The 25,487-nt window shown below is 65.2% G+C and carries 18 protein-coding genes, 4 tRNA genes and 1 pseudogene; 17 read left to right on the top strand and 6 right to left on the bottom strand.

Annotation, left to right across the window (positions count from 1 at the left end; all coding sequences use genetic code 11):
• The first annotated feature begins 18 nt into the window (after nucleotides 1-18).
• From ASD79_RS19105 to ASD79_RS19045, 14 genes are all read left to right on the top strand, one after another.
• Nucleotides 19-417, top strand: coding sequence for a hypothetical protein (locus ASD79_RS19105; protein WP_235524527.1), 399 nt, complete (start codon nucleotides 19-21; stop codon nucleotides 415-417).
• A gap of 110 nt (nucleotides 418-527) precedes the next feature.
• On the top strand, nucleotides 528-1,748 hold the full coding sequence (locus tag ASD79_RS19100; RefSeq protein WP_007667165.1) for an LL-diaminopimelate aminotransferase: 1,221 nt from the start codon (nucleotides 528-530) through the stop codon (nucleotides 1,746-1,748).
• A 61-nt stretch (nucleotides 1,749-1,809) separates the two neighbouring features.
• Entirely contained in the window at nucleotides 1,810-3,099 is a 1,290-nt protein-coding gene (locus ASD79_RS19095) for a homoserine dehydrogenase (protein ID WP_056724557.1), read from the top strand.
• Between the two features lie 52 nt (nucleotides 3,100-3,151).
• The gene (gene glpX / locus ASD79_RS19090; protein WP_056724554.1) at nucleotides 3,152-4,105 is read left to right on the top strand and encodes a class II fructose-bisphosphatase; all 954 of its coding nucleotides are present in this window, start codon (nucleotides 3,152-3,154) and stop codon (nucleotides 4,103-4,105) included.
• A 231-nt stretch (nucleotides 4,106-4,336) separates the two neighbouring features.
• Nucleotides 4,337-5,308 (top strand): class 1 fructose-bisphosphatase, encoded by a 972-nt coding sequence (locus ASD79_RS19085; protein ID WP_056724553.1) that lies wholly within the window; start codon nucleotides 4,337-4,339, stop codon nucleotides 5,306-5,308.
• A gap of 110 nt (nucleotides 5,309-5,418) precedes the next feature.
• On the top strand, nucleotides 5,419-6,105 hold the full coding sequence (locus tag ASD79_RS24090; protein WP_156400584.1) for a uracil-DNA glycosylase family protein: 687 nt from the start codon (nucleotides 5,419-5,421) through the stop codon (nucleotides 6,103-6,105).
• 93 nt (nucleotides 6,106-6,198) lie between these two features.
• On the top strand, nucleotides 6,199-8,016 hold the full coding sequence (recJ, locus tag ASD79_RS19080; protein ID WP_056724551.1) for a single-stranded-DNA-specific exonuclease RecJ: 1,818 nt from the start codon (nucleotides 6,199-6,201) through the stop codon (nucleotides 8,014-8,016).
• Nucleotides 8,017-8,085: 69 nt separating this feature from the next.
• Nucleotides 8,086-8,160, top strand: a tRNA-Glu gene (locus ASD79_RS19075).
• Nucleotides 8,161-8,214: 54 nt separating this feature from the next.
• Nucleotides 8,215-8,289: transfer RNA gene (locus ASD79_RS19070), tRNA-Glu, on the top strand.
• 173 nt (nucleotides 8,290-8,462) lie between these two features.
• Nucleotides 8,463-9,068 (top strand): stationary phase survival cold shock domain protein CspD, encoded by a 606-nt coding sequence (cspD, locus tag ASD79_RS19065; protein ID WP_056724547.1) that lies wholly within the window; start codon nucleotides 8,463-8,465, stop codon nucleotides 9,066-9,068.
• Nucleotides 9,069-9,178: 110 nt separating this feature from the next.
• The gene (locus ASD79_RS19060) at nucleotides 9,179-9,697 is read left to right on the top strand and encodes a DUF192 domain-containing protein (protein WP_056724545.1); all 519 of its coding nucleotides are present in this window, start codon (nucleotides 9,179-9,181) and stop codon (nucleotides 9,695-9,697) included.
• Nucleotides 9,698-9,772: 75 nt separating this feature from the next.
• Nucleotides 9,773-9,849, top strand: a tRNA-Pro gene (locus tag ASD79_RS19055).
• 43 nt (nucleotides 9,850-9,892) lie between these two features.
• Entirely contained in the window at nucleotides 9,893-10,198 is a 306-nt protein-coding gene (locus ASD79_RS19050; protein ID WP_007667148.1) for an ETC complex I subunit, read from the top strand.
• 28 nt (nucleotides 10,199-10,226) lie between these two features.
• Nucleotides 10,227-10,303 (top strand) — tRNA-Arg (locus ASD79_RS19045).
• A 786-nt stretch (nucleotides 10,304-11,089) separates the two neighbouring features.
• Here ASD79_RS19045 and ASD79_RS19040 read toward each other — a convergent pair.
• The 3 genes from ASD79_RS19040 to ASD79_RS19030 all read right to left on the bottom strand — a co-directional run bounded on the left by ASD79_RS19040 (nucleotide 11,090) and on the right by ASD79_RS19030 (nucleotide 15,508).
• Entirely contained in the window at nucleotides 11,090-11,836 is a 747-nt protein-coding gene (locus ASD79_RS19040) for a YitT family protein (protein ID WP_235524526.1), read from the bottom strand.
• Nucleotides 11,808-13,127, bottom strand: coding sequence for an amidohydrolase family protein (locus ASD79_RS19035; RefSeq protein ID WP_056724542.1), 1,320 nt, complete (start codon nucleotides 13,125-13,127; stop codon nucleotides 11,808-11,810). Before ASD79_RS19035 ends, ASD79_RS19040 begins: the two co-directional genes overlap by 29 nt.
• Before the next feature lie 62 nt (nucleotides 13,128-13,189).
• The gene (locus ASD79_RS19030) at nucleotides 13,190-15,508 is read right to left on the bottom strand and encodes a TonB-dependent receptor (RefSeq protein ID WP_162252384.1); all 2,319 of its coding nucleotides are present in this window, start codon (nucleotides 15,506-15,508) and stop codon (nucleotides 13,190-13,192) included.
• A gap of 383 nt (nucleotides 15,509-15,891) precedes the next feature.
• Here ASD79_RS19030 and ASD79_RS19025 point away from each other — a divergent pair, with 383 nt between their 5' ends.
• Complete coding sequence (locus ASD79_RS19025) at nucleotides 15,892-16,395, top strand: Lrp/AsnC family transcriptional regulator (protein ID WP_056724537.1); 504 nt, start codon at nucleotides 15,892-15,894, stop codon at nucleotides 16,393-16,395.
• Between the two features lie 27 nt (nucleotides 16,396-16,422).
• On the opposite strand, the pseudogene ASD79_RS25210 reads toward ASD79_RS19025, so the two are convergent.
• A pseudogene (locus ASD79_RS25210) lies at nucleotides 16,423-16,551 on the bottom strand (branched-chain amino acid aminotransferase); the annotation flags it as partial.
• A 113-nt stretch (nucleotides 16,552-16,664) separates the two neighbouring features.
• On the bottom strand, nucleotides 16,665-19,319 hold the full coding sequence (locus tag ASD79_RS19020) for a TIM-barrel domain-containing protein (protein WP_056724535.1): 2,655 nt from the start codon (nucleotides 19,317-19,319) through the stop codon (nucleotides 16,665-16,667).
• Between the two features lie 364 nt (nucleotides 19,320-19,683).
• On the opposite strand from ASD79_RS19020, the gene ASD79_RS19015 reads away from it, so the two are divergent.
• A complete protein-coding gene (locus tag ASD79_RS19015) occupies nucleotides 19,684-21,771 on the top strand; it encodes a beta-galactosidase (protein WP_082585028.1) in 2,088 nt (695 codons plus the stop codon).
• Between the two features lie 190 nt (nucleotides 21,772-21,961).
• Nucleotides 21,962-22,549, top strand: a complete 588-nt coding sequence (locus ASD79_RS19010; RefSeq protein WP_082585027.1) for a class II aldolase/adducin family protein — start codon at nucleotides 21,962-21,964, stop codon at nucleotides 22,547-22,549.
• 175 nt (nucleotides 22,550-22,724) lie between these two features.
• Here ASD79_RS19010 and ASD79_RS19005 read toward each other — a convergent pair whose 3' ends face one another.
• A complete protein-coding gene (locus ASD79_RS19005) occupies nucleotides 22,725-25,415 on the bottom strand; it encodes a glycoside hydrolase family 2 (protein WP_056724531.1) in 2,691 nt (896 codons plus the stop codon).
• Nucleotides 25,416-25,487: the final 72 nt, after the last annotated feature.

Here is a 25,487-nt window from a genome sequence, read left to right as displayed (position 1 = left end):
GGCGTACTCTTCTGTGGCGTGGCCCTGAGCCTTGCCGCCTGCGCGTCGCCGTTCTCGCCGCCGCCGGCCGATCCGGCCTCGCCGGTGGCCGCCGCCGCCAACGCCGCGGCCAAGGCCTCCAAGCGCGCCGACCGCCCGTCCTTCATGGATATCCCGGCGATTCCGACCGACGTGCGCACGCCGGTCCAGTTCAAGAAGGCCGTCGGCGACGAGAAGGTGGCCGCCGCCAAGCTGATGCGCGACACCGCGCCCGGCACCTGGACCCTGTCGAACACCGAGGTCTACGCCGCCAAGGCCCGCGCCGCGGCCAAGGCGCCGGCGCTCGACATTCCCACCGACGCCGACCGCGCCGCGACCGAAGCCTTCGCGAAGGCGGCGCGCGAACGAGCTACCGCGCCTCCGTCCAAGCCCCAATAGGGCGACGGAGGCATAATTTCCCTTGAACTGGCTTGGCTGGACCCCGCTCGGGGTCTATCCATGCCCGACATCTGCTCCCGGCGCGCCGAAGCGGCGCAATGAGCCCTTTCATGACCTCCGATTTCCACCGTATCCGTCGCCTGCCGCCCTACGTTTTCGAAGAGGTGAACAAGATCAAGGCGCGCCTGCGCGCCGAGGGCACCGACATCATCGATTTCGGCATGGGCAATCCCGACATGCCGACCCCCAAGCACATCGTCGACAAGCTGATCGAGACGGCGCGCGATCCCAAGGCCGGCCGCTACTCGGCGTCCAAGGGCATCGCCGGCCTGCGCAAGGCGATGGCCGGCTACTACGGCCGCCGGTTCGGCGTGAAGCTGAACCCCGACACCGAGGTGATCGCCACCCTGGGCTCAAAGGAAGGCTTCGCCAACCTGGCCCAGGCCCTGACCGCGCCCGGCGACGTGATCATCTGCCCCAACCCGGCCTATCCGATCCACGCCTTCGGCTTCATCATGGCCGGCGGGGTGATCCGCCACGTGCCGGCCCTGTCGCCCGAGCAGTACCTGTCCAACATCAGCCGCGCGGTGAAGCACTCGGTGCCGCCGCCCAGCGTGCTGATCCTGTCCTACCCGTCCAACCCGACGGCCCAGTGGGTGGACCTGGACTTCTACAAGGACGCCGTGGCCCTGGCCAAGAAGCACGACCTGCTGGTGATCAGCGACGTGGCCTATGGCGAGATCTATTTCGACAACAACCCGCCGCCCTCGATCCTGCAGGTCGATGGGGCCAAGGACATCGCGGTCGAGGTCAACTCGCTGTCCAAGACCTACGCCATGGCCGGCTGGCGCGTGGGCATGGTGGTCGGCAACGCCCGCATCTGCGCCGCCCTGGCTCGGGTGAAGTCCTATCTCGACTACGGCGCCTACACCCCGGTGCAGGTGGCCGCCGCTGCGGCGCTGAACGGTCCGCAGGACTGCGTCGACGAGATCCGCGCCATCTACAAGAGCCGTCGCGACACCCTGGTGTCGTCGATGCAGCGGGCCGGGTGGGATATTCCCAACCCGCCGGCCTCGATGTTCGCCTGGGCCAAGATCCCGCCGGCCTACGAGGCCGCCGGCTCGATGCTGTTCTCGCGCCTGCTGATCGAGGAGGCCGGCGTCGCCGTGGCTCCCGGCATCGGTTTCGGCGAATACGGCGAGGGCTATGTGCGCATCGGCCTAGTCGAGAACGAGCAGCGCATCAAGCAGGCCGCCCGCAACGTCAAGAAGTTCATCGCCAACGCCGACACGATCCTGGCCAAGGCGCACAACAAGATGGAACAGGTCTGAGCCGCCCAAATCCCCCAAAAGGATGGGCGTCGCTCGACCCTCGGAACCAGGAACGCAGAACATGACCCAGAAAACCTGGCGCGTCGGCGTCGCCGGCCTCGGCACCGTCGGCGGCGGCCTGCTGCAGTTCCTGGCCGAGCGCCCCGACTTCGCCCCGGCCGGCGACCGCGCCGTGGTGACGGCGGTGTCGGCCCGCTCGCGCTCGCGGCCGCGCGCCATCGACATTTCGGGTCTGACCTGGTTCGACGACCCCGTCGCCCTGGCGTCGTCGCCGGACGTCGATCTGTTCGTCGAGCTGGTCGGCGGCTCGGACGGTCCGGCCAAGGCCGCGGTCGAGGCGGCGCTGAAGCTGGGCAAGCCGGTGGTCACCGCCAACAAGGCCCTGATCGCCGAGCACGGCGCCGAACTGGCGGCCCTGGCCGAGGCCAACAACGCTCCGCTATTGTTCGAGGCCGCCGTGATGGGGGGCACGCCGGCGGTGAAGATGCTGCGCGAGGCCATGGTCGGCGACGACGTGATCGGCGTGGCCGGCATCCTCAACGGCACCTGCAACTTCATCCTCTCGGAGATGGAGAAGACCGGCCGCGACTTCGCCGACGTGCTGCGCGAGGCCCAGGCCCTGGGCTATGCCGAGGCCGACCCGACCATGGACGTCGGCGGCTTCGACGCCGGTCACAAGATCAGCATCCTGGCCGCCCTGGCCTTCGGCTGCGCGCCCGATTTCGGCGCCGCCGAGATCGAGGGCATCAGCGACGTCGAGCTGCTGGACATCAAACTGGCCAAGGACCTGGGCTATCGCATCAAGCTGGTGGCCGGCGCGGCCAAGACCGACGACGGCGTGTCGGTGAAGGTGCATCCGTCGCTGGTGCCGCTCGACCATCCCCTGGCCCAGGCCGGCGGGGCGCTCAACGCCCTGTTCATCGAGGGCAAGCGAATCGGCCGGATCTTCATCCAGGGCCCGGGCGCCGGCGCGGGGCCCACCGCCGCCGCCGTGGCCGCCGACATCGCCGACGTCATGACCGGCGCCAAGCGTCCGGTGTTCCAGGCTCCAGCCGGCCAGCTGAAGCCGTTCGTCGCCGTCGATCCGGCCCGTTCGGTGGGCAAGGCCTATCTGCGGGTCATGGTCCGTGACGAGCCTGGGGCCATCGCCGCGATCTCCGAAACCCTGGCCGAATGCGCCGTCTCGATCGACAGCTTCCTGCAGAAGCCCGTCGAAGGGGCGGGGGGCGTTCCCATTGTGCTCGTCACCCATGCGACTCCCGAATCCAATCTCCTGGACGCGATTAGCCGCATCGAAAAGCTGCACGCCGTGCTAGAGCGTCCCCGCCTTTTGCGCGTCGCGCGCATCTGAGAACCGCGCGAAGCGGTCGGGACTTAGGCCTCGCATAGGCTGGGAGACACTGATGAGTTCGAAGACCCTGGACCGCTCGCTGGTCCTGGACGCGGTCCGGGTGACCGAAGCCGCCGCCATCGCCTCCTGGACCATGGTGGGTCGGGGCGACGAGAAGGCGGCCGACCAGGCCGCGGTCGACGCCATGCGCAACGCGCTCAACGAACTGACCATCGCAGGCGAGATCGTGATCGGCGAGGGCGAGCGCGACGAAGCGCCCATGCTCTACATCGGCGAGAAGGTCGGCACGGGCAAAGGTCCGAAGGTCGACATCGCCCTGGACCCGCTGGAGGGCACCACCCTGGCGGCCAAGGCCATGCCCAACGCCCTGGCGGTGATGGCCTGGGCGCCCAAGGGCACGCTGCTGAACGCGCCCGACACCTATATGGACAAGATCGCCTGCGGCCCCGGCCTGCCGGCCGGCGTGATCGACCTCGACAAGTCCCCGGCCGAGAATGTCCAGGCCATCGCCGCGGCCAAGGGCGTCCCGCCGGAGCAGATCACCGTCTGCGTGCTGGACCGCCCTCGCCACGCCGAGATCATCGCCAGCGTCCGCTCGGTCGGCGCGCGGGTGCATCTGATCACCGACGGCGACGTGGCCGGGGTGATCAACACCACCGATCCTTCCACCGGCATCGACCTCTATGTCGGCTCCGGTGGCGCGCCCGAGGGGGTGCTGGCCTGCGCCGCGCTGAAGTGCGTCGGCGGCCAGTTCCAGGGCCGGCTGTTGTTCCGCAACGCCGACGAGAAGGCCCGCGCCGCCAAGTGGGGCATCACCGAGCTCGACAAGAAGTACGACCTGCACGACATCGTCCGCGCCGACGCCATCTTCGCCGCCACCGGCGTCACCTGGGGCAACCTGCTGGACGGTGTCACCTACAAGGACGGCTTCGTCCACACCCACACCCTGGTGATGAATTCGACCACCGGCACGGTGCGCGAAGTGCGGATGAAGCGGAAGGTCTAGAGCATCGTGCGGAAAAGTGGGGACCGGTTTTCCGTAGAAACGATGCGAAAACAAAAACCTAGAGCAAGCCGGGCCTATGTCGCGCGGCTTGCTCTAGGCGCGGCGTCTCAAGACTGCCGCCTTTTCCAGGCCATAACCTTGAACCCCGCTTCGGCGGGGTAGCCGTCGTTGGCTCGCACCCACCCTTTGACTAAGGTCGCGGCGAATCCCGCCGCCATTCGAGGCCTCCGCATGACCACCCTGATCGATCTCGCCGACCACCTGGCCGCCGAGCAGGCCGCTGATCCGGCGGTCAAGGACGTGATCGCGGCGGTCGCCGGCGCCTGCGTCCAGATCAGCAAGGTCGTCGCCTCGGGCGCGATCTCGGGCAGCCTGGGCGCGGCGGGCCAGGTCAACGTCCAGGACGAAGAGCAGAAGAAGCTCGACATCATCACCAATGACATCCTGCGCGACGCCCTGAAGGGCTGCGCGGCGGTGGCGGGGCTGGCGTCCGAGGAGCTCGAGGAGATCGAGACGACCGGGCGGGAAGGGGGCTTCCTGGTCACCTTCGATCCGCTGGACGGCTCCAGCAATATCGACGTCAACGTCTCGGTCGGCACGATCTTCTCGATCCTGCCCGCGCCGGCCGCCGGCGTCCCAACCGAGGCCGACTTCCTGCAACCCGGCCGCCGTCAGGTCGCCGCCGGCTACGCTGTCTATGGTCCTCAGACCATGCTGATCCTGACCCTGTCGAACGCCGTCGTGGGTTTCACCCTCGACGCGGACGGCGCCTGGCGTCTGACCCACGGCGAGGTGGCGATCTCGCCCGACACCGCCGAGTTCGCGATCAACATGTCCAACCAGCGCCACTGGGCCGAACCAGTCCGGCGCTACATCGACGGTTGCCTGCAGGGCAAGGCGGGGCCGCGCGGCAAGAACTTCAACATGCGCTGGGTGGCCTCGATGGTCGCAGACGTCCACCGCATCCTGATGCGTGGCGGGATCTTCCTGTATCCGTGGGACAGCCGCGAGCCGGACAAGCCGGGCAAGCTGCGCCTGCTCTATGAAGCCAACCCAATGTCGCTGATCGTCGAGCGGGCCGGCGGCAAGGCCACCACCGACGGCCAGGCGGCGATCCTCGACCTGCAGCCGACCAAGCTGCACCAGCGGGTGCCGGTGGTGCTGGGCTCGGCCAACGAGGTGGATCTGGTCACGGCAGCTTAGGGATCGCGAGTATCGCGTCCTAAGTTGACGTAGGGTGGCTATATCTTCGAATTCGCCCGCTGAGTAAGCTTGGCTGCAATGCTCAAGGAAGCGGGTGCAGGGGTGGTTTTATGCCTTCGCCGGAACTTGCTGCGATACTCCAACATGCAATGTCCCCTTGCCCGCATTTCGAGGGAATATGTGCAGACCACTGCACATGGCGGCCCGAGGCTGGTCATATTCCGCGAGGTTTTGTGGGAGGCAACGGGTCATCCGAGAACGTCCGACTCGTTCTCGTAAATGCTGAACCAGGCAATCCGGCAGACGGCGAGCAGTACGTAGGTGATTCGACCGCATGGGTGGCGGATCACGCCAATTATTTTGAGTCTTTATTGGAAACGGATTCGTTGCGGCGCAGCGGTCGTCCCGCGCCCTTTCATCGTAATCTTCGCAAAATCCTAGATCTCTGTTGGCCCAACGAGACGCTCACCGAGCAGTTGGAGAAAACCTGGATCACGGACGCCGTGCTTTGCTCCGCCAAATTTTCCGGAGGACCGATCGACAAGGTTGTCGAAAACGTGTGTGTGACGAACTATCTGGCCCGCCAGATTGCTGTGCTTCCGAACGCGTTCATTGTCACCTTGGGAGGGAAGGCGGCCCGGCGACTTCGGCGGCAGAATCTGTGCATCGATTTTCTCGCCCAGCATCCGAGTGCGCGCCCCAATACTTCGCCGGAGGCGAGCTGGCAGCGTGCAGCGGCATCGTTTCGTACTTGGCTGGAATTGGCTGAAAGCGATGCTCAGCTGGAACGAATCTAGGCTGAAGCGTAGGTCTCTACGATGCGTCCAGCGATTTTCTTGCCACTAGTCATTCGTGCCGTCAGCCACGCTGAATGGATGAGGCGCTAACCTATGACCGCCGACGGACACGCCTCTCTCGACACCGGCCACTTCCTCGACGTCTCGCACTCGCTGAGCGGCCGGGCCTGGCGCGAGCGGCCAGGCGACGCGGCCGCCGCGCGCAGCCACCAGCAGTTGCATGGCCTGTCCGAGCCCTTGGCTCGGGCCCTGGCCTCCCGCGGCGTAGGCGTCGATGGGGCCGAGAATTATCTGCGGCCAACCCTTAAGGCGCTGTTCCCCGACCCGTCGAGCTTCACCGACATGGACGAGGCGGCGCGGATCCTGATCGACGCGCTGGAAAGCGGTCGCTCGACCATGGTGTTCGCCGACTATGACGTCGACGGGGCCACCAGCGCCGCTCAGTTGGTGCGGTGGTTCCGGCATATGGGCGTCGAGCTGCCGATCTACATTCCCGACCGCCTGACCGAGGGCTATGGCCCCAGCCCGGCGGCCTTCAAGACCATCCGCGATACCGGGGCCGAGCTGGTCGTCACCCTGGACTGTGGGGCGGCGGCCTATGACGCCATCGCCAGCGCCGCGACCATCGGGCTGGAGGTGGTGGTGATCGACCACCACCTGATGCGCGAGGACCCGCCGGCCGCCGCCGCCGTGGTCAATCCCAACCGCCCGGGCTGCCAGAGCGGGCAGGGGGTGCTGGCCGCCGCTGGCGTGACCTTCGTGCTGTTGGTCGCCCTCAACCGCGAGGCCCGCCGGCGTGGCCTGTTCCGCGAGGACCGCCCCGAACCCGACCTGCGCCAGTGGCTCGATCTGGTGGCCATGGGCGAGGTCTGCGACGTCACCCAGCTGGTCGGCTTCAACCGCGCCCTGACGACCTTGGGGCTGCGCACCATGTCCAGTTGGGGCAATCCGGGCCTCAAGGCCCTGTTCGAGGTGGGCAAGGGCTCGGGCCCCGCTTCGGTGTTCCACGCCGGCTTCATCCTGGGACCGCGGATCAACGCCGGCGGCCGGATCGGACGCTCCGACCTCGGCGCGCGCCTGCTGTCCACGGATGATCCGTTGGAGGCCCAGGCCCTGGCCGAGGAGCTCGACCTCCTCAACACCGAACGCAAGGCCGTCGAGGCCGGGGTGGTCGAGGAGGCCGCGGCCATCCTCGAGCGCGGCAGCAACTTCAACCCCGACGCCCCGGTCATCGTCGTGGCGGGGGAGGGTTGGCACCCCGGGGTGATCGGCATCGTCGCCGGCCGCCTGCGCGAGCGCTATCGCAAGCCGGTGGTTGTGATCGGCATCGATCGCGCCGCCAATGTCGGCAAAGGTTCGGGCCGCTCGCAGCCGGGCGTCAACCTCGGCGCGGCCATCCAGGCGGCTTTCGAGGCCGGCCTGCTGATGGCCGGCGGCGGCCACGCCATGGCGGCGGGCCTTAGCATCCGTCCCGATTCCATTCCCGAGTTCCGCGCCTTCCTCGAAGAGCGCCTGGCCGGCGAGATGGAGGCCGTCGGCGTCGAGGGGGTCGATATCGACGCCCTGGTCCAGCCGCGCGCCGCCAACCGCGCCCTGTGGGCCGAGTTCCAGCAACTGGCTCCGTTCGGTCCGGGCAACCCCGAGCCGATGTTCGCCCTGGCTGGCGTGCGCCCCGAGCGGATGATGGCGATGAAGGGCGGCCATGTGCGAGTTGATCTGGTCGGGCCGTCGGGCGACCGAATCAAGGCGATCTCCTGGCGCTCGGCCGAGACCGCCCTGGGCCAGCGCCTCCTGGCCGGCGGCGGCGCGCTGCACGCCGTGGGCCGTCTGAAACCGGACGATTACATGGGCCGCGAAGGGGTTCAGCTGGAGATCGAGGACGCCGCCGACCCCCGTATGCGCACGACTTGAAAAAACTGCGCCGGGTCGCTTGCGCCCCGGGGGGAAGCTTTGTATATCGCCTGCTCTTCGCGGCCACGTGGTCCCTTCGTCTATCGGTTAGGACGCCAGATTTTCATTCTGGAGAGAGGGGTTCGACTCCCCTAGGGACTACCACCGCGAAGCCTACTTAGACTTTACATGCGAATACCCGCCTAATGCAGGCGCCGTGGTCCCTTCGTCTATCGGTTAGGACGCCAGATTTTCATTCTGGAGAGAGGGGTTCGACTCCCCTAGGGACTACCACCGCCACGGACATTTCAGGTTGATGTCGATCTAGACGCTGCGACGAAATGTCGCGGGCGTTGATTGACGGCCGTTCCCCGACGATTGGTTATTGACGGCTCTCCTTCCGCGAGAACAGTGTTATTCTGTAGTGCTCGCCCGCTAGGGCTGTTTGGGCGAGCCAGAGGGGCGGAATGTCTGGTTTCGATTTCGAAGAATCGGGATCGCACGAGGAATTTGTGCGCATCAGCGGTCGTGTGAAGTGGTTTGATACGGGGAAGGGCTACGGTTTCATCGTACCCGACGATCCCGGTCAGACCGGCTTGAAGGACGTGCTGTTGCATGTCACCTCGCTGCGCAACTGCGGGCGGGAGACGGCGCTGGAGGGCGCGGTCATCGTCTGCGACGTGGTCAAGCGGCCCAAGGGCTGGCAAGTGTCCGAGGTTGTCGACCTGGACGAAAGCGCGGCCAGCGCGCCGATGGAGCGTCCCAAGCGGGCGTTCGGCGACGGCGGGATGGGCCTGCGCCGCGACCATGGTCTTCGCTCCGGCATCGACAGCGGCCGCCAGGCCCTGGAGCCCGTCGGCCCGGCCGAACGGGCCAAGGTCAAGTGGTTCAACCGCACCAAGGGTTACGGCTTCGTCGTCCGCGACGGCCAGTCGGGCGACATCTTCGTCCACATCGAGACCCTGCGGCGCGGCGGTCTGGAAGACCTGCAGCCGGGCGACGACGTGATGGTGCGCTTCGCCGAGGGCCCCAAGGGCTTGGTGGTCGCCGAGATCACGGCCGGCGAGGACTGACTTTCGCCACCGGCCAGGCGCGTCGTATGGATTGAACCGTCGCGCGACGCGCGGCGGTTTCGGCCCGTGGGCGGTCGAGGAACAGCGGTGGCGAGGTTGGCGTGGCTTTGATGACGAAGATCGGACGACGGATCCTGGTCCTGGTGGCGCTCGGCGCGGCCCTGGTCGCGACTCCGACCTACGCCTATCAGGCCAAGCCAAGGCCGGCCGCCCCATCCTCCTCCCTTGGGACCGCCAAGCCGGCGGCCCGGCTCGACACCGTCGAGATCCTGACCAGCCGGGGGTCGGCCAGGTTCACCGTCGAACTCGCCATTACCCCGGCCGAGCAGCAGCGCGGCCTGATGTTCCGCAAGTCCCTGGCCCCCGACCGCGGCATGCTGTTCCCCTACAGCAAGCCCCAGCGGGCTGCGTTCTGGATGAAGAACACCCTGATCCCGCTGGACATCATCTACATCGCGCCGAATGGCCGGGTGCTGTCGATCGCCCGCAACGCCGTGCCGCATGACGAGACCCCGATCCCCTCCGGCGGCGTCATCGGCGGCGTGCTGGAGATCGCCGGGGGGCGGGCGGCGCAACTGGGCATCCTGCCTGGCGACCGGGTGCTCAACAAAATCTTCCCGAAAGGCTGAGTTCTACCGGAAAGCTGGACGTGGCGCGTTGCCCCGCGCGGCGAAGCCCTGTAGAGCACGCGCCTGCCGGTGTTCCGGAGCGTAGCGCAGCCTGGTAGCGCATCTGGTTTGGGACCAGAGGGTCGCAGGTTCAAATCCTGCCGCTCCGACCACCGCAGGCCCCTTCTGGGGGCAAGGAACGACCTGGAGAGGCTCATGCTCGCGCGCATCTACCGCCCCGCCAAGACCGCCATGCAGTCCGGCAAGGCCAAGACCACCGACTGGGTGCTGGAATTCGAGCCGGCCTCGGCCAGACGTTCCGACCCGCTGATGGGCTGGACCCAGTCGAGCGACATGAACGGCCAGGTCCGCCTGAGCTTCGAGACCCGCGACGAGGCGATCGCCTACGCCCAGCGCCATGAAATCTCGTTCCAGCTGTTCGAGCCCAAGACGCCCAAGCGCATCATCAAGACCTATGCCGACAACTTCGCCGCCGGCCGCCGCCAACCCTGGACGCACTAGCCGTTCGGCCCCAAGGTTTCCCAGGTTCGCGCCCTTAGCTCAGTTGGATAGAGCACTCGCCTTCTAAGCGAGCGGTCGCTGGTTCGAATCCAGCAGGGCGCGCCATCCTTCGCCGATCGTACGAGTGCCCTACGCCAGACTGCGCTAGCCCACGCCAGAGCCCGCCAAAGTTGAATGGCGGGTCTTTTTTTGCGCAAGAATCGTAGAATCGGCGGCTCTATGCGTTCGAATCCCGCATGGGATAGAGCTGCAATGCAATCTTTAGGCGTGTCGCCCGCCGGAGACGCACGCGTCATTTATCCAATTAGGACAGCTTGGCGGGGCCTTTGGACTTTGAAGCCTTGCCGTCGCCCCGGCGCATTGGGCCCTCTGGCATTGTGAAAGCGGATACGTAGACGTCGCCGCGGGCCCAGAGGGCTTCGCCCGTGCGCTCCAGTTTCCGAAGCTAGGGCCTGTCATCATACTAGCTTCGCCAGCGTGATAACGCTGGTAGGCTAGAGAAGCCCAGGAGTCTCGTAATATACGTTAGAGAAATATCATCGCGCCTCATGTAGTCATGGAGCATGTCCCGGCGCACGCGATTCAGAATGTACGAGTATGTATTTCCTTGTGCTTTCAACCGTCTTGATAGTGTTCGACGATCCAAAGCGAGGCGCTGGCGCACGTGCTCGATAGAGCATCGGTGATTTGGCAGAATTTCACGGATCAGAGCTTCGATCTGCCCCGCGACGTCCGGCTTGGGGGCTATCAGGGTGGAGGCGAGTGGAGGTGGCCATGGAAACCTACCTGGCGAATTGTCCCAAATGATCAATGAAAATGTCCCAACATGTTAAGCGATGCGGCCCACGGCCCCTAGTGGCGCTAGCCGCCCCTTACCGCAGCCGGCCCAGATCACCGCGGCGTTCGTGTCTTCTTGTCCAGCTCGCCTGGTCCGCCGGCGTGCGAAATTCCGATTTGGCGTGGGGTTGCTCGCCCCGGCTTCGGCGATGAGCCCGCCACATAGCGCCCCGGCTTGTGGTTGATCATCAGAACGCCGCTAAGCGCGGCGGCGCTGACAATCGACAAGAGAACCTCGCGCGGCGGCATGACGAAGAACCCCGCTCCGACGATGATCGCGTCGAAAACGAGTTGGACGAGGCCGGCGCTGACGCCATGGCGCTCTTGCATGTAGATCGCCAGCACGCCGGTGCCCCCGACGCTGGCGCCGTGGCGGGCAAGCGCCATGATGCCGAAACCGATCAAGGCCCCGCCGAAAAGGGCCGCGAACAGCGGAGAAACCGCCGCCAGGCCCAGCCAGTTCGGGATCAGCAGGCCCATGGCGACAAGCAGCAGGTTGGTGATGATCGTCTTGAACGCGAAGCCGCGCCCGAAAAACCGCCAGGCCAGGAGGTGGAAGGGCGCGTTGAGCGCGAAGAAGATCACGCTCACGGGCGCCTTCACGCCGTAGGAGAGAATGAGCGCCGCGCCCGCCAAGCCGCCGGTGAACAGGCCCGCAGCCTTGAGGAACGCGATGCCGACGGCGATGAACAGCGACGCCAGGACCAGGGCGTGCGCGTCTTCCAGCAGGGTGTGCTTGCCCGGTGCGGAAGATGGGCGAGATGCCTGGGCGCTAGGGGCGGCCATCGACGGCGTGCCCATTGCTCTTGTAGACGGCGCCGCCCTTCATCACGAACTGCACGTTCTCCAGCAGCTTGATGTCGGAGAGCGGGTCGCCGGCGACCGCCACGAGGTCGGCGTAGCGGCCGGGCGCGATGACGCCGATGTCGCTGGAGCCGATCAGGTCGGCGCCGTTGCGCGTGCCGGCCAGGATCGCGTCGGCGGGCGAGACGCCGGCCTGGACGAGGTATTCGAACTCCGCGCCGTTCTGCCCATGCGGGCGCAGGCCAAACGTGTCGGTGCCCAGGGCCAGCTTGACGCCGGCCTTGTAGGCGTTGGCGACGTTGCCCATCATGGTCGGCGTCACCGCGATGGCCTTTTGCGCCACGCCCGGCGGCAGCTTGTCCGGAGTGGTCGTGGCGATGCGATAGATGTCCTGCGCCACGGTGAGCGTGCCGACCAGGTAGACGCCCTTTTGCTTCATGGCCGCATAGCTCTCGGGGCCGGCATAGGTGCCGTGTTCGATCGAATCCACGCCCAGGCGGACGGCCGCGTCGATCGCCGCGCGTCCATGGGCGTGGGCGGCGACCTTCATGTTCAGGCTATGGGCGGTTTGCACGACGGCCGAGATCTCGGCGTCGGTCATCAGTTGCAGGTTGGGATCGTCGCCGACGCTGGCGACGCCGCCGCTGGGCATGATCTTGATGAGGTCGGCGCCGCGCTGGCGCAGCTTGCGCACCGCCCGCACGGCGGCCTCGGGGCTGTCGACGACGCCCAACATCCATTCGTCGTGCCGATCCCAGCTGGCGTCGACATCGTTGGACGGGTCGCCGTGACCACCGGTGGGGCCAAGAGGCTGGCCGGCGACCCAAAGCCTGGGGCCGGGAACCAGGCCCTTGTTGATGGCGCGCTTGAGCGCGGCGGTGACCTCGATGTCGCCCCCACAATCGCGCGCGCTCGTGAAGCCGGCCATCAGCGTCTTGCGGGCGTTGTCCGCCGCGGTCAGGGTCTGGTCCTCGGGCGAGTTGCGCATCTTGGCGTCCAGGCCGCTGACGGCGATGTGCACGTGGACGTCGATGAAGCCCGGCAGCACGGTCTGGCCGGAAAGGTCGATGACCTCGGCGCCCGCGGGGCTGACGAAACCGTCGACCACCTTGGTGATCCTGTCGTCGTGCACGAGGATCGACATGTTCGACTGAATGCGGCCGGAGGCGCCGTCGAACAGCTTTCCGGCGTGGATGACCTTGTCGAGCGCCAGGGCCGGTCCGGCCAGAGGCAGGGCGAGGGCCGCGGCGAGGGCGCCAAGGCGCAGAAGCTTGAACGTCGTTCTCATGGATTTCGTCCTTGGATTCGCATGCCTGGCGGCGCGGACGAACCGCGCCGCGCCTTGTCCGCCTAGAAGCGCTTGCTCAGGTCGAAGCCGATCGTTCGCGGGGTGATGCTGACGGCGCGAACCGCCGTGGCGCTGCCGTAGATGACGCTGTTACCCTTCTCGCTCAGGCCAAGCTCGTCGAAGAGGTTGGACACGAACACCGACGCGCTCCAGCCGCCGCCGCGGCTCTCGAGACCGGCTCGGGCGCCGACCGTCGCGAAGCCGGGAAGCTTCTGGAGGGTCGCGTTGGTGCGCCGAAATTGGGTCCAGGACGTGGAGTTGTAGGTGACGTCGGCGCGGACGCTGGCTTGCAGGTCGTCACTGGCCGCCCATCCGTACTGGATCGAGCCCTGCAAGGTCGCTTCCGGCACATAAGGGATCTTGTCGCCCTTGAGGCCCGGGGCGTTCAGCACGCTGCTCATCTGGTTCGACATCAGCTTGGCGTCGATGTAGGAGCCGGATAATTGCAGTTGAAGTCCCGCCATCGGCTGGTAGTTGGCGTCGAATTCGACGCCCTGCGAGCGCGCGTCGCCCGCGTTGGAGATGAACGAGAAGGTGCTGCCGTTCGACTGCGTGCTCGTCGTGCCGGTCACCTGCATGTTCTTCCAGTCGATCCGGAATAGGTCGACATTGAGGGTCAGGCGACGCCCGAACCAGGCGGTCTTGGTTCCCAGCTCGTAATTCCACAGGCTGTCGGACTGGTAGGGGGCCAGCGAAGCCGGCAGCCCGATGACCTGGTTGACGCCGCCGGGCCGGTAGCCCTGGGACGCCTCGCCATAGACCAGGATGTCGTGCGTGGCCTTGTAGCTGAGATTGAGCTTGGAGACCCAGCCGTCCTCCTGGGTCTGATAGAGCGCGGGGGCCGAGATCGCGGAGCCGATCAGCGTATTGCCGACAAGGACCGCGCCGACGACGGACTTCTTGTAGTCGAAATAGCGCGTGCCCACCGTCAGGTCGATCTTGGGGCCAAAGCTCAACGTGCCCTCGCCGAAGGCGGCCGTTTGCTTGAGCACGTCGTCGACCGAGCGATGGTAGTAGACGTTGGTTGGGCGGGTGACGCCGCCGCTGGTCGAGGCGGTCTCGGTCAAGGGCGTGACCATGCGCCCCGTCGTCGCGTCGGCGGCGACCACGTAGCTGTCGATGTCGCCCTCGCGCCGGGAATTATAGACCCCCGCCGTCCATTGCAGGGGGCCGCCCTCATGCGAGGAGATCCGCAGTTCCTGGGTGTAGGTGTCGGTGACCTGGGGCGAATAGGCCGTCGACGGGACCTGGGACAGCGCCAGTTGCTGCGCGGCCGAGCCATTGGTCAGGCGGCCGGCGACATAGGTGAAGTAGGTTGAGAAGTCGTAGTTGTAGGCCATCTCCCGGCGCGAATAGGAAGCGTTGGCGGTGACCGTCGCGAAGTCGAGGTCCCATTTGGCCGACAGGCTGTAGAGGTGAAGGTCGTCATCATAGGGCTGCAGCGTCGCGTAGTTGGCGTCGAACGGCCCCGCCGACAGCGACCAGTTGTTGATCGAGGCTCGCGTGGTCTGAACCACGGCCATCGCGTCGAGCGTCAACCGGTCCGAGGGCGTGAACCGCAGCATCAAACGCCCGCCTTTGGAGGTCTGGTCGTTGATGTTCTTCAGGTGCAGCGTCGAGTCATCGATGTAGCCGTCGTGGTCGCGATAGAAGGCCACGACGCGGGCGGCCAGACGGTCTTCGACCAGCGGCAGGTTGACCATGCCCTGAACTTCTCCGCCATAGCCGCCGTGAGCGGTGTCGGAGGCCTGCGTGGTGATCTGCCCCTCGTAGATGTCGTTCTTGGGCTGCTGGAAGAGGATGCGCACCGTCCCGGCCATCGATCCGGCGCCATAGAGCGTGCCCTGCGGACCGCGCAGCACCTCCACCCGGTCCACGTCGAACAGGCGGATGTCCGGCGTGCTCGAGCCGGAATCGTTGGTCACGCCAGAGCTGCCGATGATCGGCGTCTCGTCGTAATAGACCCCGACGGTGGGTTCGCCCGCGGCGCGGATGTTGCGGATGGTCACTCGGGCGCCGCCGAGTGGGTTCTCGCGAATGATCAGGCCTGGCGCGATCTTGGACAGATCCTGGGAGTCGGTCACGCCCATACGGGCCAGGGTCTGGCCGGTGACCGCTGAGATCGCCGCCGGCGTGGTTTGCAGGCTGGTGGAGCGCTTGAGCGCCGTCACCACGATCTCCTCCATCGCCGTGTCGCTTTCGGCTCCCGCCCCGGCGCTGGTCGTTTGCGCTGTTGCGCCCGTGGCGGCCATGCCCGCCACACCTGCCAATAGAAGCGCCTTCAGCGGCCGCGCCCAATTCTTCCGCTCATCGGTGACCATGGTCATCCCCCAAATTGTGATACGGGGACCATCAACCTCGATGGAAGGCGTCGCAGGAATACATAACGATGTTCATTATTGAATTGAATGCAGAAGCATCATTTTTGGCCATATCATCAATAACAAGTCAAAACAAGATGCAGGCATGGAAAGATCATGCGCCTTTGCGCACGCAGAAATTGAGGGAATCGAGAGTGTTAGTCTCGCCCTTTTGAAATGACTACTGAATCAACAGTATCGCCAAGCGTTGTAGATTTTTGCCAATTTTACGGACTCGAGCCTATATTATTAGGCCGTTTGCGCTACGAGCTCGGCGAATAGGTGTTGAAATGCGCTAGGGATCACCCGGCGGCCCTTGAGCCGCTGCGTTGAGGCCGGGCCGCATGAATACTGTTATCAAGGATCTGGATCGCATCGATCTGCGTATTCTGGCCGCACTCGGTGACGAGGGGCGGATGAGTTGGCGCGATCTCTCCGAGACGGTCGGGCTGTCCCTGACCCCGACCCTGCGCCGGGTGCGTCGCCTGGAACAGGAAGGTTATATCACCGGGTATGGCGCTGAACTCGACGAGGCGCGCTTCCTTGGCGCGATCAGCATCTTCGTTTCGGTGACGCTTGATCGGCAGGCGAAGGATGCGTTGACGGCCTTCGAGGCCGAGATCGTCAAAATCCCGCAGATCGTCAGTTGCTTCATGATGACGGGCGGGGCGGACTATCTGCTGCGGGTGGTCGTGCGCGACTTGGACGAATACCAGGCGCTGTTGACCGACACGCTGACGCCCATCGCCGGCGTGGCGCACATCCAGTCGAGCTTCGCGCTCAAGAAGATCATTGAGCGTCGCAAGCCGAGTTTCCGGTCGCTGTTGCCGGGCAGGGCCAGCCTCTAGCCCTGACCGCTTGTGATTGGGGGCTTCCACCAGCTCCCGCCGCACCAGACGGGCATAGTCGTCCATCAGCGACAGCGAGATCGCGCCCGGCTTGAAGGTGAACTCGCCGATCTCGGCCACCGGGGTGACCTCGGCGGCGGCGCCGACGATGAAGCACGACGGGTCTTACAGCCCGAGCCGGCATGCTTGCCAGGCACGGTCCGGTTCCTTATGCGGGCATGCGAAGGAGCAGTTCGCCACAGCCGCACCCGCATGTCCCTCTGGCGTGTTTATGTCCGCAACAGGAGTCTGACAGCCTGTCCCGTGTAGGAAGCTTCGGGCGCCCGGCCGAAGGCGAGCGCTGCGCGTTCCGGGCCCATGAGGTGCGCACGGAGCGTCCGCTGCGCTTTCATGCCAGCAAAACCGCCCCTGCGGGCGCCGATCGTCAACGCTCCTGTCGCGTCGTCCCAATCAAGCGCCGTGCGCGCTGCCGCTCCGGTCTCATAGCGATAGGACGTTCCATCGTCGTCATAGAGCGTGGCCGCGGCGTCACGTCCGGGATAAACCAGCAGATCGAGGTCGCCGCCCGCCAGGTCCACCGTCGATTGGCGGACCGGGCCGAGCGGCAGGATGCTGCCTGCGCGGACATGGAGCGGTATCCGGTCGAGGTCGGCCGGCACCCGATGCTCTCGCCCGCCCTCGCGATGGACACCGGTCCAGAAGTCGTACCAGCCGCCGGCCGTTCGTGGCAGATAGACATCCCACTCGCGCGCGTCCGGCGCGACCACCGGCGCCACGTGGATGGCAGGGCCGAACATGTAGGCATGAACCTGATCTAGCGCCGCCGCATCGTCGGAAAAGTCGAACGTCAGAGGACGAATGACGGGCATGCCGTGGGAAGACGCCTCCGCCGCAAGCGCGTAGGTATAGGGCAATAATCGGTATCGCAGTTCGAGATAGGAACGCGCAATGCCCTCGACCGTCTCGCCAAATCGCCAGAATTCTGTGTCCGTCATGTAGCCGTGGACACGCAGCATCGGCAGGAACGTCGCGAACTGGAACCAGCGAATGAAGCGCTCGTGATAGGCCGGATCGGTATATTGTCCCTTGCCCGGCCGGAAAAAACCGCCTGCGTCGACCGTCCACCATGCCTGGCCCGCCGCGGCCATGTTGAGCCCGGCCGGGATCTGGCGGCGCAGCGTCTCCCAATCATTGCCGATGTCGCCTGACCAAGTCGCGGCCGCGTAGCGCTGCTGTCCGGGCGCGGCCGATCGCGTGAGGATCATGACCCGCTTATCGGGATAGGCGCCGCGCTGCGCCTCGTAGACGGCTCGGCTGACCTGCAATGAATAGAGATTGCGGCGCTTCTCGCCAGGCTGCCTGTGACCGGGGGCGGCGTAGATGGAGCGCCCGACCAGATCGTCATTCTCCGGTTCGGTCGCATCCTGCCACCAAGCATCGATCCCGAGCGAGGCAAGGCGATCGTTCTGGGTCTGGCCGTAGAAGCGAGCCGCGGCCGGATTGAAGAAGTCGATCCAGTCGGCGCCGGGAACATAGAAATCGCGGGCGGCCACTTCCTTGCCAAGCTCGGTTTCCTTTCCGACCTTAGACCAGACCGAAAGCATCAAACGCATGTCCAGCGCATGGAGATCGCGCACGAGCCCGGCGGGATCAGGATAATGATCCTCGTCAAAACGCATCGCGTTCCAGCCATACTTGCCCCAGTACTGCCAATCCTGAACCATCATGTCGCAGGGCAGCTTGCGGCGGCGAAACTCGTGCGCGGTCGCCAATATCTCTTCGGACGAATGAAATCGTTCGCGACAGTGAATGTATCCGAGCGCCCACAACGGCATCATCGGCTGCGGCCCGAGAAGCTCGTGATAGCCCGCCATCACCTCGGCCGCGTTCGGCCCGGCGATGACCACATAGTCTATTCCCTCGGACACGGGCGACGACCAGGTCGTGCGGTCTTCGATCGGGCCGAAGGTCAGTACCGGCTCATCCTCCTGCAGCGCCCGGACCAGAACGCTATGCTCGCCTGGCTCCAGTTCGCGCAGAAAACTCGCCGTAGGGGGCAGCCACGGGCTGGCGAGGTCGGTCGCCGGCTTGCCGTCGATTTCGACATAATGGCGTGACGACATCTTCCGCCCAAGATCGAGCAGGAAGGCGTGGCCGCCCCTCCGCGTGACGGTGAATCGCCCGACGAATTCCGCCTCTCGTCGCTCGACGCGCGCATTGCCGCTGCTCGTCGTGACATCGGTCGTTTGCGCGGCGCCGGCCACCGTCTGCCGCACCAGCGGTATCGCCTGGCCGGGCGTGTTGATCTCCGCCATGCCGTCATTGTGCCAAAGCAGGCCATAGCCCTTGCTGGACAACATGAAGGGCTGGCTGATCTGGGTGTTGACCTGCGTAAGCCGCCGCGGCAGGCTGCGGATGTTGAGATGGCCGTCCTGGAAGCAGCCCGTGCCATACAGACGTTCGTCGGGCGGACTGACAAATCCCTGCGTTACCGCCTGCGTCGGCTCGCCGTCGATCATATGCGGGTCGATCCGGCGAGTTCCCGGCGCTTCGGCGAGGAGAAGGGCGCCGTCGCGATCAAAGAACGACAGGCGTCGCGATTTTGCATCCCAGTCGCACCGCGCATGTGGAACGTCCAGGCGTACGCCCGCCGAAAGACTGGTTTTGCGGACCAAGGGACGCAAAGGTGAGCCCCCCAGCATCTCGCTGGCCGCATCGCCGGGATCGGCGTTCCGGGAGACGCGGACCCGGAAGGCGCGGTCGCTAAGCGCGAACACAGTCACCGTCGCGTCCCCATCCCGCACCAGAATATCCGGTTTGTTGGGTCGAACGGCTGCATAGGCGCGCTGGCGGCTCGCGAAAACGACGGCGGCGCTCGTGAGCAGTAGGCCACGCCGTGACATGCCAAAGCTCTTATCAAGCATGGTCGTCTCGCCTCCGTCTGCACTCTGCTTGTCAGACAAATGGCCTGATCTCAGTCCTGGCGCAACATCCTTGCCAACGTATTCAACGTGGCCCGGGGGGCGGCTAGGCCAAGCAGCGCCATTTTTCGGCAATGATCAGATCGAGCAGTTGCCGATCAGGCGTGGACCGTCGCTCGCTTCTAGGCCCTTATCCAGGGCAAGAGGTCGTCTATAGTTGTCCCGTATTGTCGCTCATCCATCGTTTCTCAGGGAATCCAGTAGGTTTGACACCAGCGTGAACACCGCAACCTCCCGCAGACAGGGCTCAGCGCACCATTGCATCGCCCGTCGAGGCTTTTATTATGTCCGACAAATGGAGAGCGCTATGAGACCGTTTTGGAGGGCGTTTTGGGGCGCATTTTGGCTGGCGAGCGCCACAATTGGCGTCGCGTCAGCGCACGCGCAAGTGCCGGACACCATCCTCTACGGGGTCGCCTATTACGACGAATATACGCCGGTCGACCGTGTCGATGAGGACGCCCGGATGATGAAAGCGGCCGGGATAACGGTCGTGCGGATTGCCGAGTCCACCTGGGGCACTCTGGAACCGCAGCCGGGCGTGTTCGACTTCAGCCACGTCGATAGGGTGCTGGCGGCGATGCACAAGCAGGGCATCAAGGTGATCGTCGGCACGCCGACTTACGCGATCCCGACCTGGCTCGCCCGAGAGCATCCCAACGTGCTTGTTGTCGGGCCCAACGGCGTTCGAGCGCAATATGGGCCCCGGCAGAACATGGACATTAGTGATCCAGATTACCGCGCGGCGGCCGAGCGCGTAATCGTGGCGCTGGTCGATCATGTAAAGGATCATCCGGCGGTCATCGGGTACCAGCTCGATAATGAGACCAAGGCTTACAGTAGCAGCGGTCCCAATGTGCAGGCTGCCTTCGTTGCTCAAATGAAGCAAAAGTGGCCCAGCCTCGATGCATTGAACGATGCATGGGGCCTCAATTATTGGAGCAACCGGATCAATCGCTGGGAGGATTTCCCCTCAACCAACGCATCGATCAACGCCAGCATGTCCAACGCGTTCGCCGCGTTCCAGCGCGGGCTCGTCACCGATTTCCTGACCTGGCAGGCGAAGATCGTCCGCGCCCACGCCCGACCCGGCCAATTTCTGACGCAGAATTTCGACCTGGGGTGGCGTGAGACTTCCTACGGCATCCAGCCGGAAGTCGATCATTGGAATTCGGCCAAGCCCCTCGATATCGCCGGGATCGACATCTATCATCCCAGCCAGGATAAGCTGACGGGAGCGGAGATCGCCTTCGGCGGCGACCTCGCGCGGTCGATTCGCAACGGTCAAAATTATCTGGTGATAGAAACGGAGGCCCAGGGATGGGCCCAATGGACGCCTTATCCTGGTCAGCTTCGCCTCCAGGCTTTTAGCCACGTCGCCTCCGGGGCGCAGATGGTCGCCTATTGGCATTGGGCGACCACCGCCAACGCGATCGAAACCTATTGGCGCGGTCTGCTCACGCAGGATTATAAGCCCAATCCGGTCTACGAAGAGGCGAGCACCGTCGGCGCCGACTTCAAGCGACTGGGGCCAAAGCTTGCCGGCATGACCAAGCGCAACAGCGTGGCGATTTACGTCAGCAACAGGGCGCTCAGCGCGTTTAATTCGTTCAAACCAAGTGGCATCGAATATAATCAGGTTCTGCGCCCATTCTATGATGCGCTCTACCGGATGAATGTTGAAGTCGATATCCTGTCGCCCGATTCAACGATGAAGCTCGATAACTACAAGCTGATCGTTGTGCCCGCATTGTACGCGGCCAGCGATGCTGAAATCGCGCGGCTCAATGATTACGCCAAACGCGGAGGTCATCTTGTCTATACTTTCAAGAGCGGCTTCTCGGACGAAAACGTCAAGGTCCGTTACGCGACGCAGCCGGGTGCGATTTCCCAGGCAGCGGGGGTCAGCTATCAACTGTTCACCACGCCCGAGAATGTCTCGCTCGATGGCGATCCGTTCGGTGTGGGAGAGGCCGACAACAAGGCTCGCTGGTGGATGGAGATGCTGCAGCCAACGACGGCCAAGGTGGTCGCGCGTTACAAACATCCATCTTGGCCGGCAGACGCGGCGATGACCCGAAATACGTGGGGCAAGGGAGAAGTCAGCTACATCGGCTTCATGCCGAGTGACGCGGTGATAGAGAAAATCGTGGCTGGCGAGGTCGAACGGGCCGGCGTCGAGCCGACTATTCCCGGCGTCCGATTCCCGCTGATCGTTCGCGGTGGGACTTTGAGGAACGGACACGCTGTTCGATACATATTCAATTACTCCGCGACGCCGCAGCAATTGACAGTGGCGCGAGCCGGAACCGAATTGCTGCAAGACAGGAAGGTTGCCAGCGGGCAGAAAATTGACCTGGCTGCGTGGGGTCTCGCGATCGTTGAGGAGAATTGAGACCCCACATTAGTCTTCCGGAAGCGCGCTTTGATGCTGCTCTATCCAGAGAGGCGCGGGCGTCTTCCAGGAGTCCTCTCACTGAAATCTGCCGACAGCTTGGCAGCGCCATGATTTGGAAGCGACAACTCGCGGCGGCTTTTAGCGCGCCCCGGGCCGGCTATGCAGACCTTCGGATCGGCGAGAAAAGGTGGATAGCCGGTATAGAGCGGCCAAGCTCGCCTCGACAAGGAGGGGAGGGCGTTGCGCGATCCGGACGACACGAGACTTGGCTGATCGAGACGGGCCACGACGTCATGGAGAAGAAGGCCGCGACGGGGCGGGCGCGGTGTTGCATCTGCATTCACTGCATGGACAGGCGGTCGCCATGACCAAGGACGCGCTCCTGCCACACTCGCAGACCGCGATGACCGTCTACTCAGAAGTCGCCTATCACGACCTCGAAGGGTTCGCGACCGACCTGGATGAGCGCGAGCGTATCGTCGCGGACCTCGGGGACAAGAAGGCGATGATCCTCCGAAACCACGGTACGTTGACCATCGGGACGACCGTCGCCGAGGCGTTCGTGCGCATGCACCAATTGGAGCGCGCATGCTCGATCCAGGTCTTCGCGTTGGGCGGCGCCGAGCGTGCGGGCCTCAATGAGCCGCACCAAGGCGTTGTCGAAAAGGTCGCCGATCAGGCCCGAATGGCGCAGGACGCAGGCGTGGCCGAAAGATGGGCCTGGCCGGCGCTGTTGCGAAAGCTGGACCGGATCGATCCGAGCTACCGCACATAGGCGATGTCTCGACGTTCGGCGCGCCGTCGATGCCGGACCGTTGAGTACTTTCGCTCTCTGCGCGATGGCAGGCCTATACGACAATCGACCTACAATCGGTTGCTCGCCAAGCTCGAAAGGACCGGCGGACGCGACATGGTTCGCAAAGCCTACGTCATCAACACGTCTTGGAATCCTATGGCCTGGAGGCGGGGAGGGGCGTGATCTCGATCGCGGAGACGATCGCCTCGCCCTTGGTGGGGGTGAACTCCAACGTCAGGCCCTGGTCGCCGGCGCTGGTCTCGAACGTCTTGTTCAGCGCCTTCAGCGGACCGCCGGCCTGCGCCGAAATATCAAGGTCGCCAAGCACCCGCGCGCCGTTGGCGACGATGTCGAAGCGCCGCTCGCCGCTCGCCAGCTTGGGCTCGACGAAGGTCAGGCTCACGCGATAGCGGCCGGGCGCGGCCGGGATCGCATAGATGAAACGGCCTTGGCGATAGCTGGCGGTCACATCGATCTCGTCGGTTCCGCTGATCTGGGCCCGCGCGGCGGGGCGTCCGTAGTCGGCCGGGGTATTGGCCGACTGAGCCTCGCCGCCCTTGAAGAAGGCGTCGGAGCCAAAGGCCGTGATCTTGCCCGCGCCGACGATCGCGCCGGCGTCGATGCGGAATGGCGCGGCTGTGTCGGCCGGGCGCTTCCAGGTGATACGGTCCTCGAAGGGGCGGCCGCCGAAATCGGCGCGGGCAATCAGGACGTTCTCGCCCGGCGCCAGGCGCACGGCCGGCCAAACGCAGATCCGCTGCGGACAGTCGCTGAGCGATCCCAGCGAGTGTCCGTTCAGCGTAAGCTCGGTCGCCGCGCCGTTCGAATACACCCGCACATCGGTGACCGGATAGGCGCGGTCGACATAGCGCCGGCCGTTGATGTGCACCGTGGGCGTCGTCGCCCAGTTGGCCTTGTAGAAGTACCAGGTGTCCTTGCGGATCTTGCGGTCATAGGTGACCAGGCCCTTGGTGTTGATGTCGTCGGCGTCGCCCTCGTGACGGATCGTGGTGGCGAAGTCGAAGGCGTTCCAAAGCCATGTGCCCCAGAGATAGGGGCGCTGCGACAGGGCCGCCCAGGCGGTCTCGTGAATGTAGCTCTCGTACTCCTCGGGCTGCGCGCGGCCACGGGAGTCGATCGGGCCGCCCAGGACGTCGTCGGTGTGGATGGTCACACCGCCGCCGGCGCCATACTCGGTCACCGACAGGGGTTGGCGCGGACGCTTGGCGCGCAGGGCGTCCAGATGCGGGCCCAGGTCGTCGGGCGCGCCGAAATACCAGCCGAAATAGCGGTTGGCGCCGCCCAGGTCGGCGGCCTCCGCGGTGGTCGGCACATCGACGCCGGCGGCGAAAACCCGGCCTTCGCAGCACGTCGCCAGGGCCGTGGGCCGCGCTGGGTCTTCCTGATGGGCCAAGTCGTTCAACGACTTCAGCAGCGGCATCGGATCGGGCGACTTGCCGTCCGGGTAACCGGTCAGGAAGGCAGGGAACGAGTTGCCGAAATCGACTTCGTTGGCGATGCCCCAAGTCGCGACCGAGGCGTGATTGTAGTTCTGTCGGATCAGTTCCTTGAGTTGCTGACGCGCGTTCTCGATCAGGGCCGGGGTCGGCTCGAGCGCGCCGCCCGACGTCCAGGCGGAGACCAGCGGGATTTCGTCCCAGAGCACAAAGCCATACTTGTCCGCCAGATCATGGATGACTTGACCGTGCTGGTAGTGGGTCAGTCGAAGGGTGTTGGCGCCCATCTCGCGCAGGGTCGCCATGTCGTCCTCGATATCGGCGGGGCTGGTCGCCCAGCCCTTGCCCTCACGGTCCTGGTGATAACCGACGCCGTGCAGGCGATAAGGTTTGCCGTTCAGCAGAAAGCCCCGATCGGGGTCGAACGCCATCTGGCGAACCCCAAAGGGCGTCGTCACCAGGTCGAGGACCCTGCCGTCGGCGGAGACCAGTTCGGTCTCCAATCGGTAGAGGTACGGATCGGCCACGCCGCTCCAAAGATGCGGATTGGCGAGCGACAGGGTGAGGGACGCCTCCTTGGCGCCCTTGGCGGGGATGGCCGCGGTCGTGCTGGCTTGAGCGGCTACGCGACCCGCGGCGTCATAGAGTTTGATCACCACGCGGGCGGCCAAGGCTCCGGCCATTTCGTTTCGGAGTTTGGCGCGAACCTGGATTTCGGCCTTGGCGGGCGAAAGCGTGGCGGTGTTCGCATAGACGCCGGCGCCGCCGAAATCGAGCATGTCGAAATGGGCGGCGTTGGTGAGAACCAAGCTGACGGGACGGTAGAGACCGCCATGCACGAAGAAGTCGCCGGTCAGGGGCAGGTTGTCGGCCGTCGGGGAACCCGGCGCGGGTTTGCTGTTGTCGGTGCGTACGACCAGCAGATTCTGGCCCTCGCCGCGCAGGGCGTCGGTGGCGTCGAGACGGAAGCGCGAGAAGCCGCCCTGGTGTTCGCCCAGGTAGGCGCCGTTCAGCCAGACCTTGGCGGCGCGGCTGGCCGCATCGAACTGCAGGTAGGCGCGGCGCCCGTCCAGCTTGGGCGCGGCGAACGCCAGCCGGTACCAGCCCACGCCCTGGGTCTTGTTGATGGTCTCGGCCTTATGCGTGCGCTCGACCGGACCGGGCAGATAGAGGCCAACCCGGTTCCAGGTGTGCGGCACGGCGACGGGCTGCCAGTCGTGGTCGTCGAAGGACGGGCTTTCGGCGCCGCTCAGGGTGTCGTCCTGGCGAAAGCGCCAGTTCTCGGCCAGGGCGGTCTCCGCGCGCGCCGGGGCCGCCGGCGACTCGGCTCGGACGATCGCTGGCGCGACGAGGATCGTCATCGCCGTGGCCAGTAGCAGTCGTCTCATCGGCATGCCCTCCCAGTCGTCGCCTGATGGCGGCGTTGGAGCGAGCTTAGCGCCTTAAATCAAATCTGCCAG

It is taken from the genome of Caulobacter sp. Root655, from assembly GCF_001427665.1.
Lineage (GTDB): Bacteria > Pseudomonadota > Alphaproteobacteria > Caulobacterales > Caulobacteraceae > Caulobacter.
Note: the sequence above shows the minus strand (reverse complement) of the source record. Positions and strands in the feature narration are given on the sequence as shown.

Excerpts from the sequence above, each read along its gene's own strand:
- ASD79_RS24090 (WP_156400584.1), top strand. The coding sequence starts at position 5,419 with ATGCCTTCGCCGGAACTTGCTGCGATACTCCAACATGCAATGTCCCCT.
- ASD79_RS19015 (WP_082585028.1), top strand. The coding sequence starts at position 19,684 with ATGAGACCGTTTTGGAGGGCGTTTTGGGGCGCATTTTGGCTGGCGAGC.
- ASD79_RS19100 (WP_007667165.1), top strand. The coding sequence starts at position 528 with ATGACCTCCGATTTCCACCGTATCCGTCGCCTGCCGCCCTACGTTTTC.
- ASD79_RS19025 (WP_056724537.1), top strand. The coding sequence starts at position 15,892 with ATGAATACTGTTATCAAGGATCTGGATCGCATCGATCTGCGTATTCTG.
- ASD79_RS19035 (WP_056724542.1), bottom strand. The coding sequence starts at position 13,127 with ATGAGAACGACGTTCAAGCTTCTGCGCCTTGGCGCCCTCGCCGCGGCC.
- ASD79_RS19030 (WP_162252384.1), bottom strand. The coding sequence starts at position 15,508 with ATGGTCACCGATGAGCGGAAGAATTGGGCGCGGCCGCTGAAGGCGCTT.
- ASD79_RS19040 (WP_235524526.1), bottom strand. The coding sequence starts at position 11,836 with ATGGGCACGCCGTCGATGGCCGCCCCTAGCGCCCAGGCATCTCGCCCA.
- cspD (WP_056724547.1), top strand. The coding sequence starts at position 8,463 with ATGTCTGGTTTCGATTTCGAAGAATCGGGATCGCACGAGGAATTTGTG.
- ASD79_RS19085 (WP_056724553.1), top strand. The coding sequence starts at position 4,337 with ATGACCACCCTGATCGATCTCGCCGACCACCTGGCCGCCGAGCAGGCC.
- glpX (WP_056724554.1), top strand. The coding sequence starts at position 3,152 with ATGAGTTCGAAGACCCTGGACCGCTCGCTGGTCCTGGACGCGGTCCGG.
- ASD79_RS19095 (WP_056724557.1), top strand. The coding sequence starts at position 1,810 with ATGACCCAGAAAACCTGGCGCGTCGGCGTCGCCGGCCTCGGCACCGTC.
- ASD79_RS19050 (WP_007667148.1), top strand. The coding sequence starts at position 9,893 with ATGCTCGCGCGCATCTACCGCCCCGCCAAGACCGCCATGCAGTCCGGC.
- ASD79_RS19020 (WP_056724535.1), bottom strand. The coding sequence starts at position 19,319 with ATGCTTGATAAGAGCTTTGGCATGTCACGGCGTGGCCTACTGCTCACG.
- ASD79_RS19060 (WP_056724545.1), top strand. The coding sequence starts at position 9,179 with ATGACGAAGATCGGACGACGGATCCTGGTCCTGGTGGCGCTCGGCGCG.
- ASD79_RS19005 (WP_056724531.1), bottom strand. The coding sequence starts at position 25,415 with ATGAGACGACTGCTACTGGCCACGGCGATGACGATCCTCGTCGCGCCA.
- recJ (WP_056724551.1), top strand. The coding sequence starts at position 6,199 with ATGACCGCCGACGGACACGCCTCTCTCGACACCGGCCACTTCCTCGAC.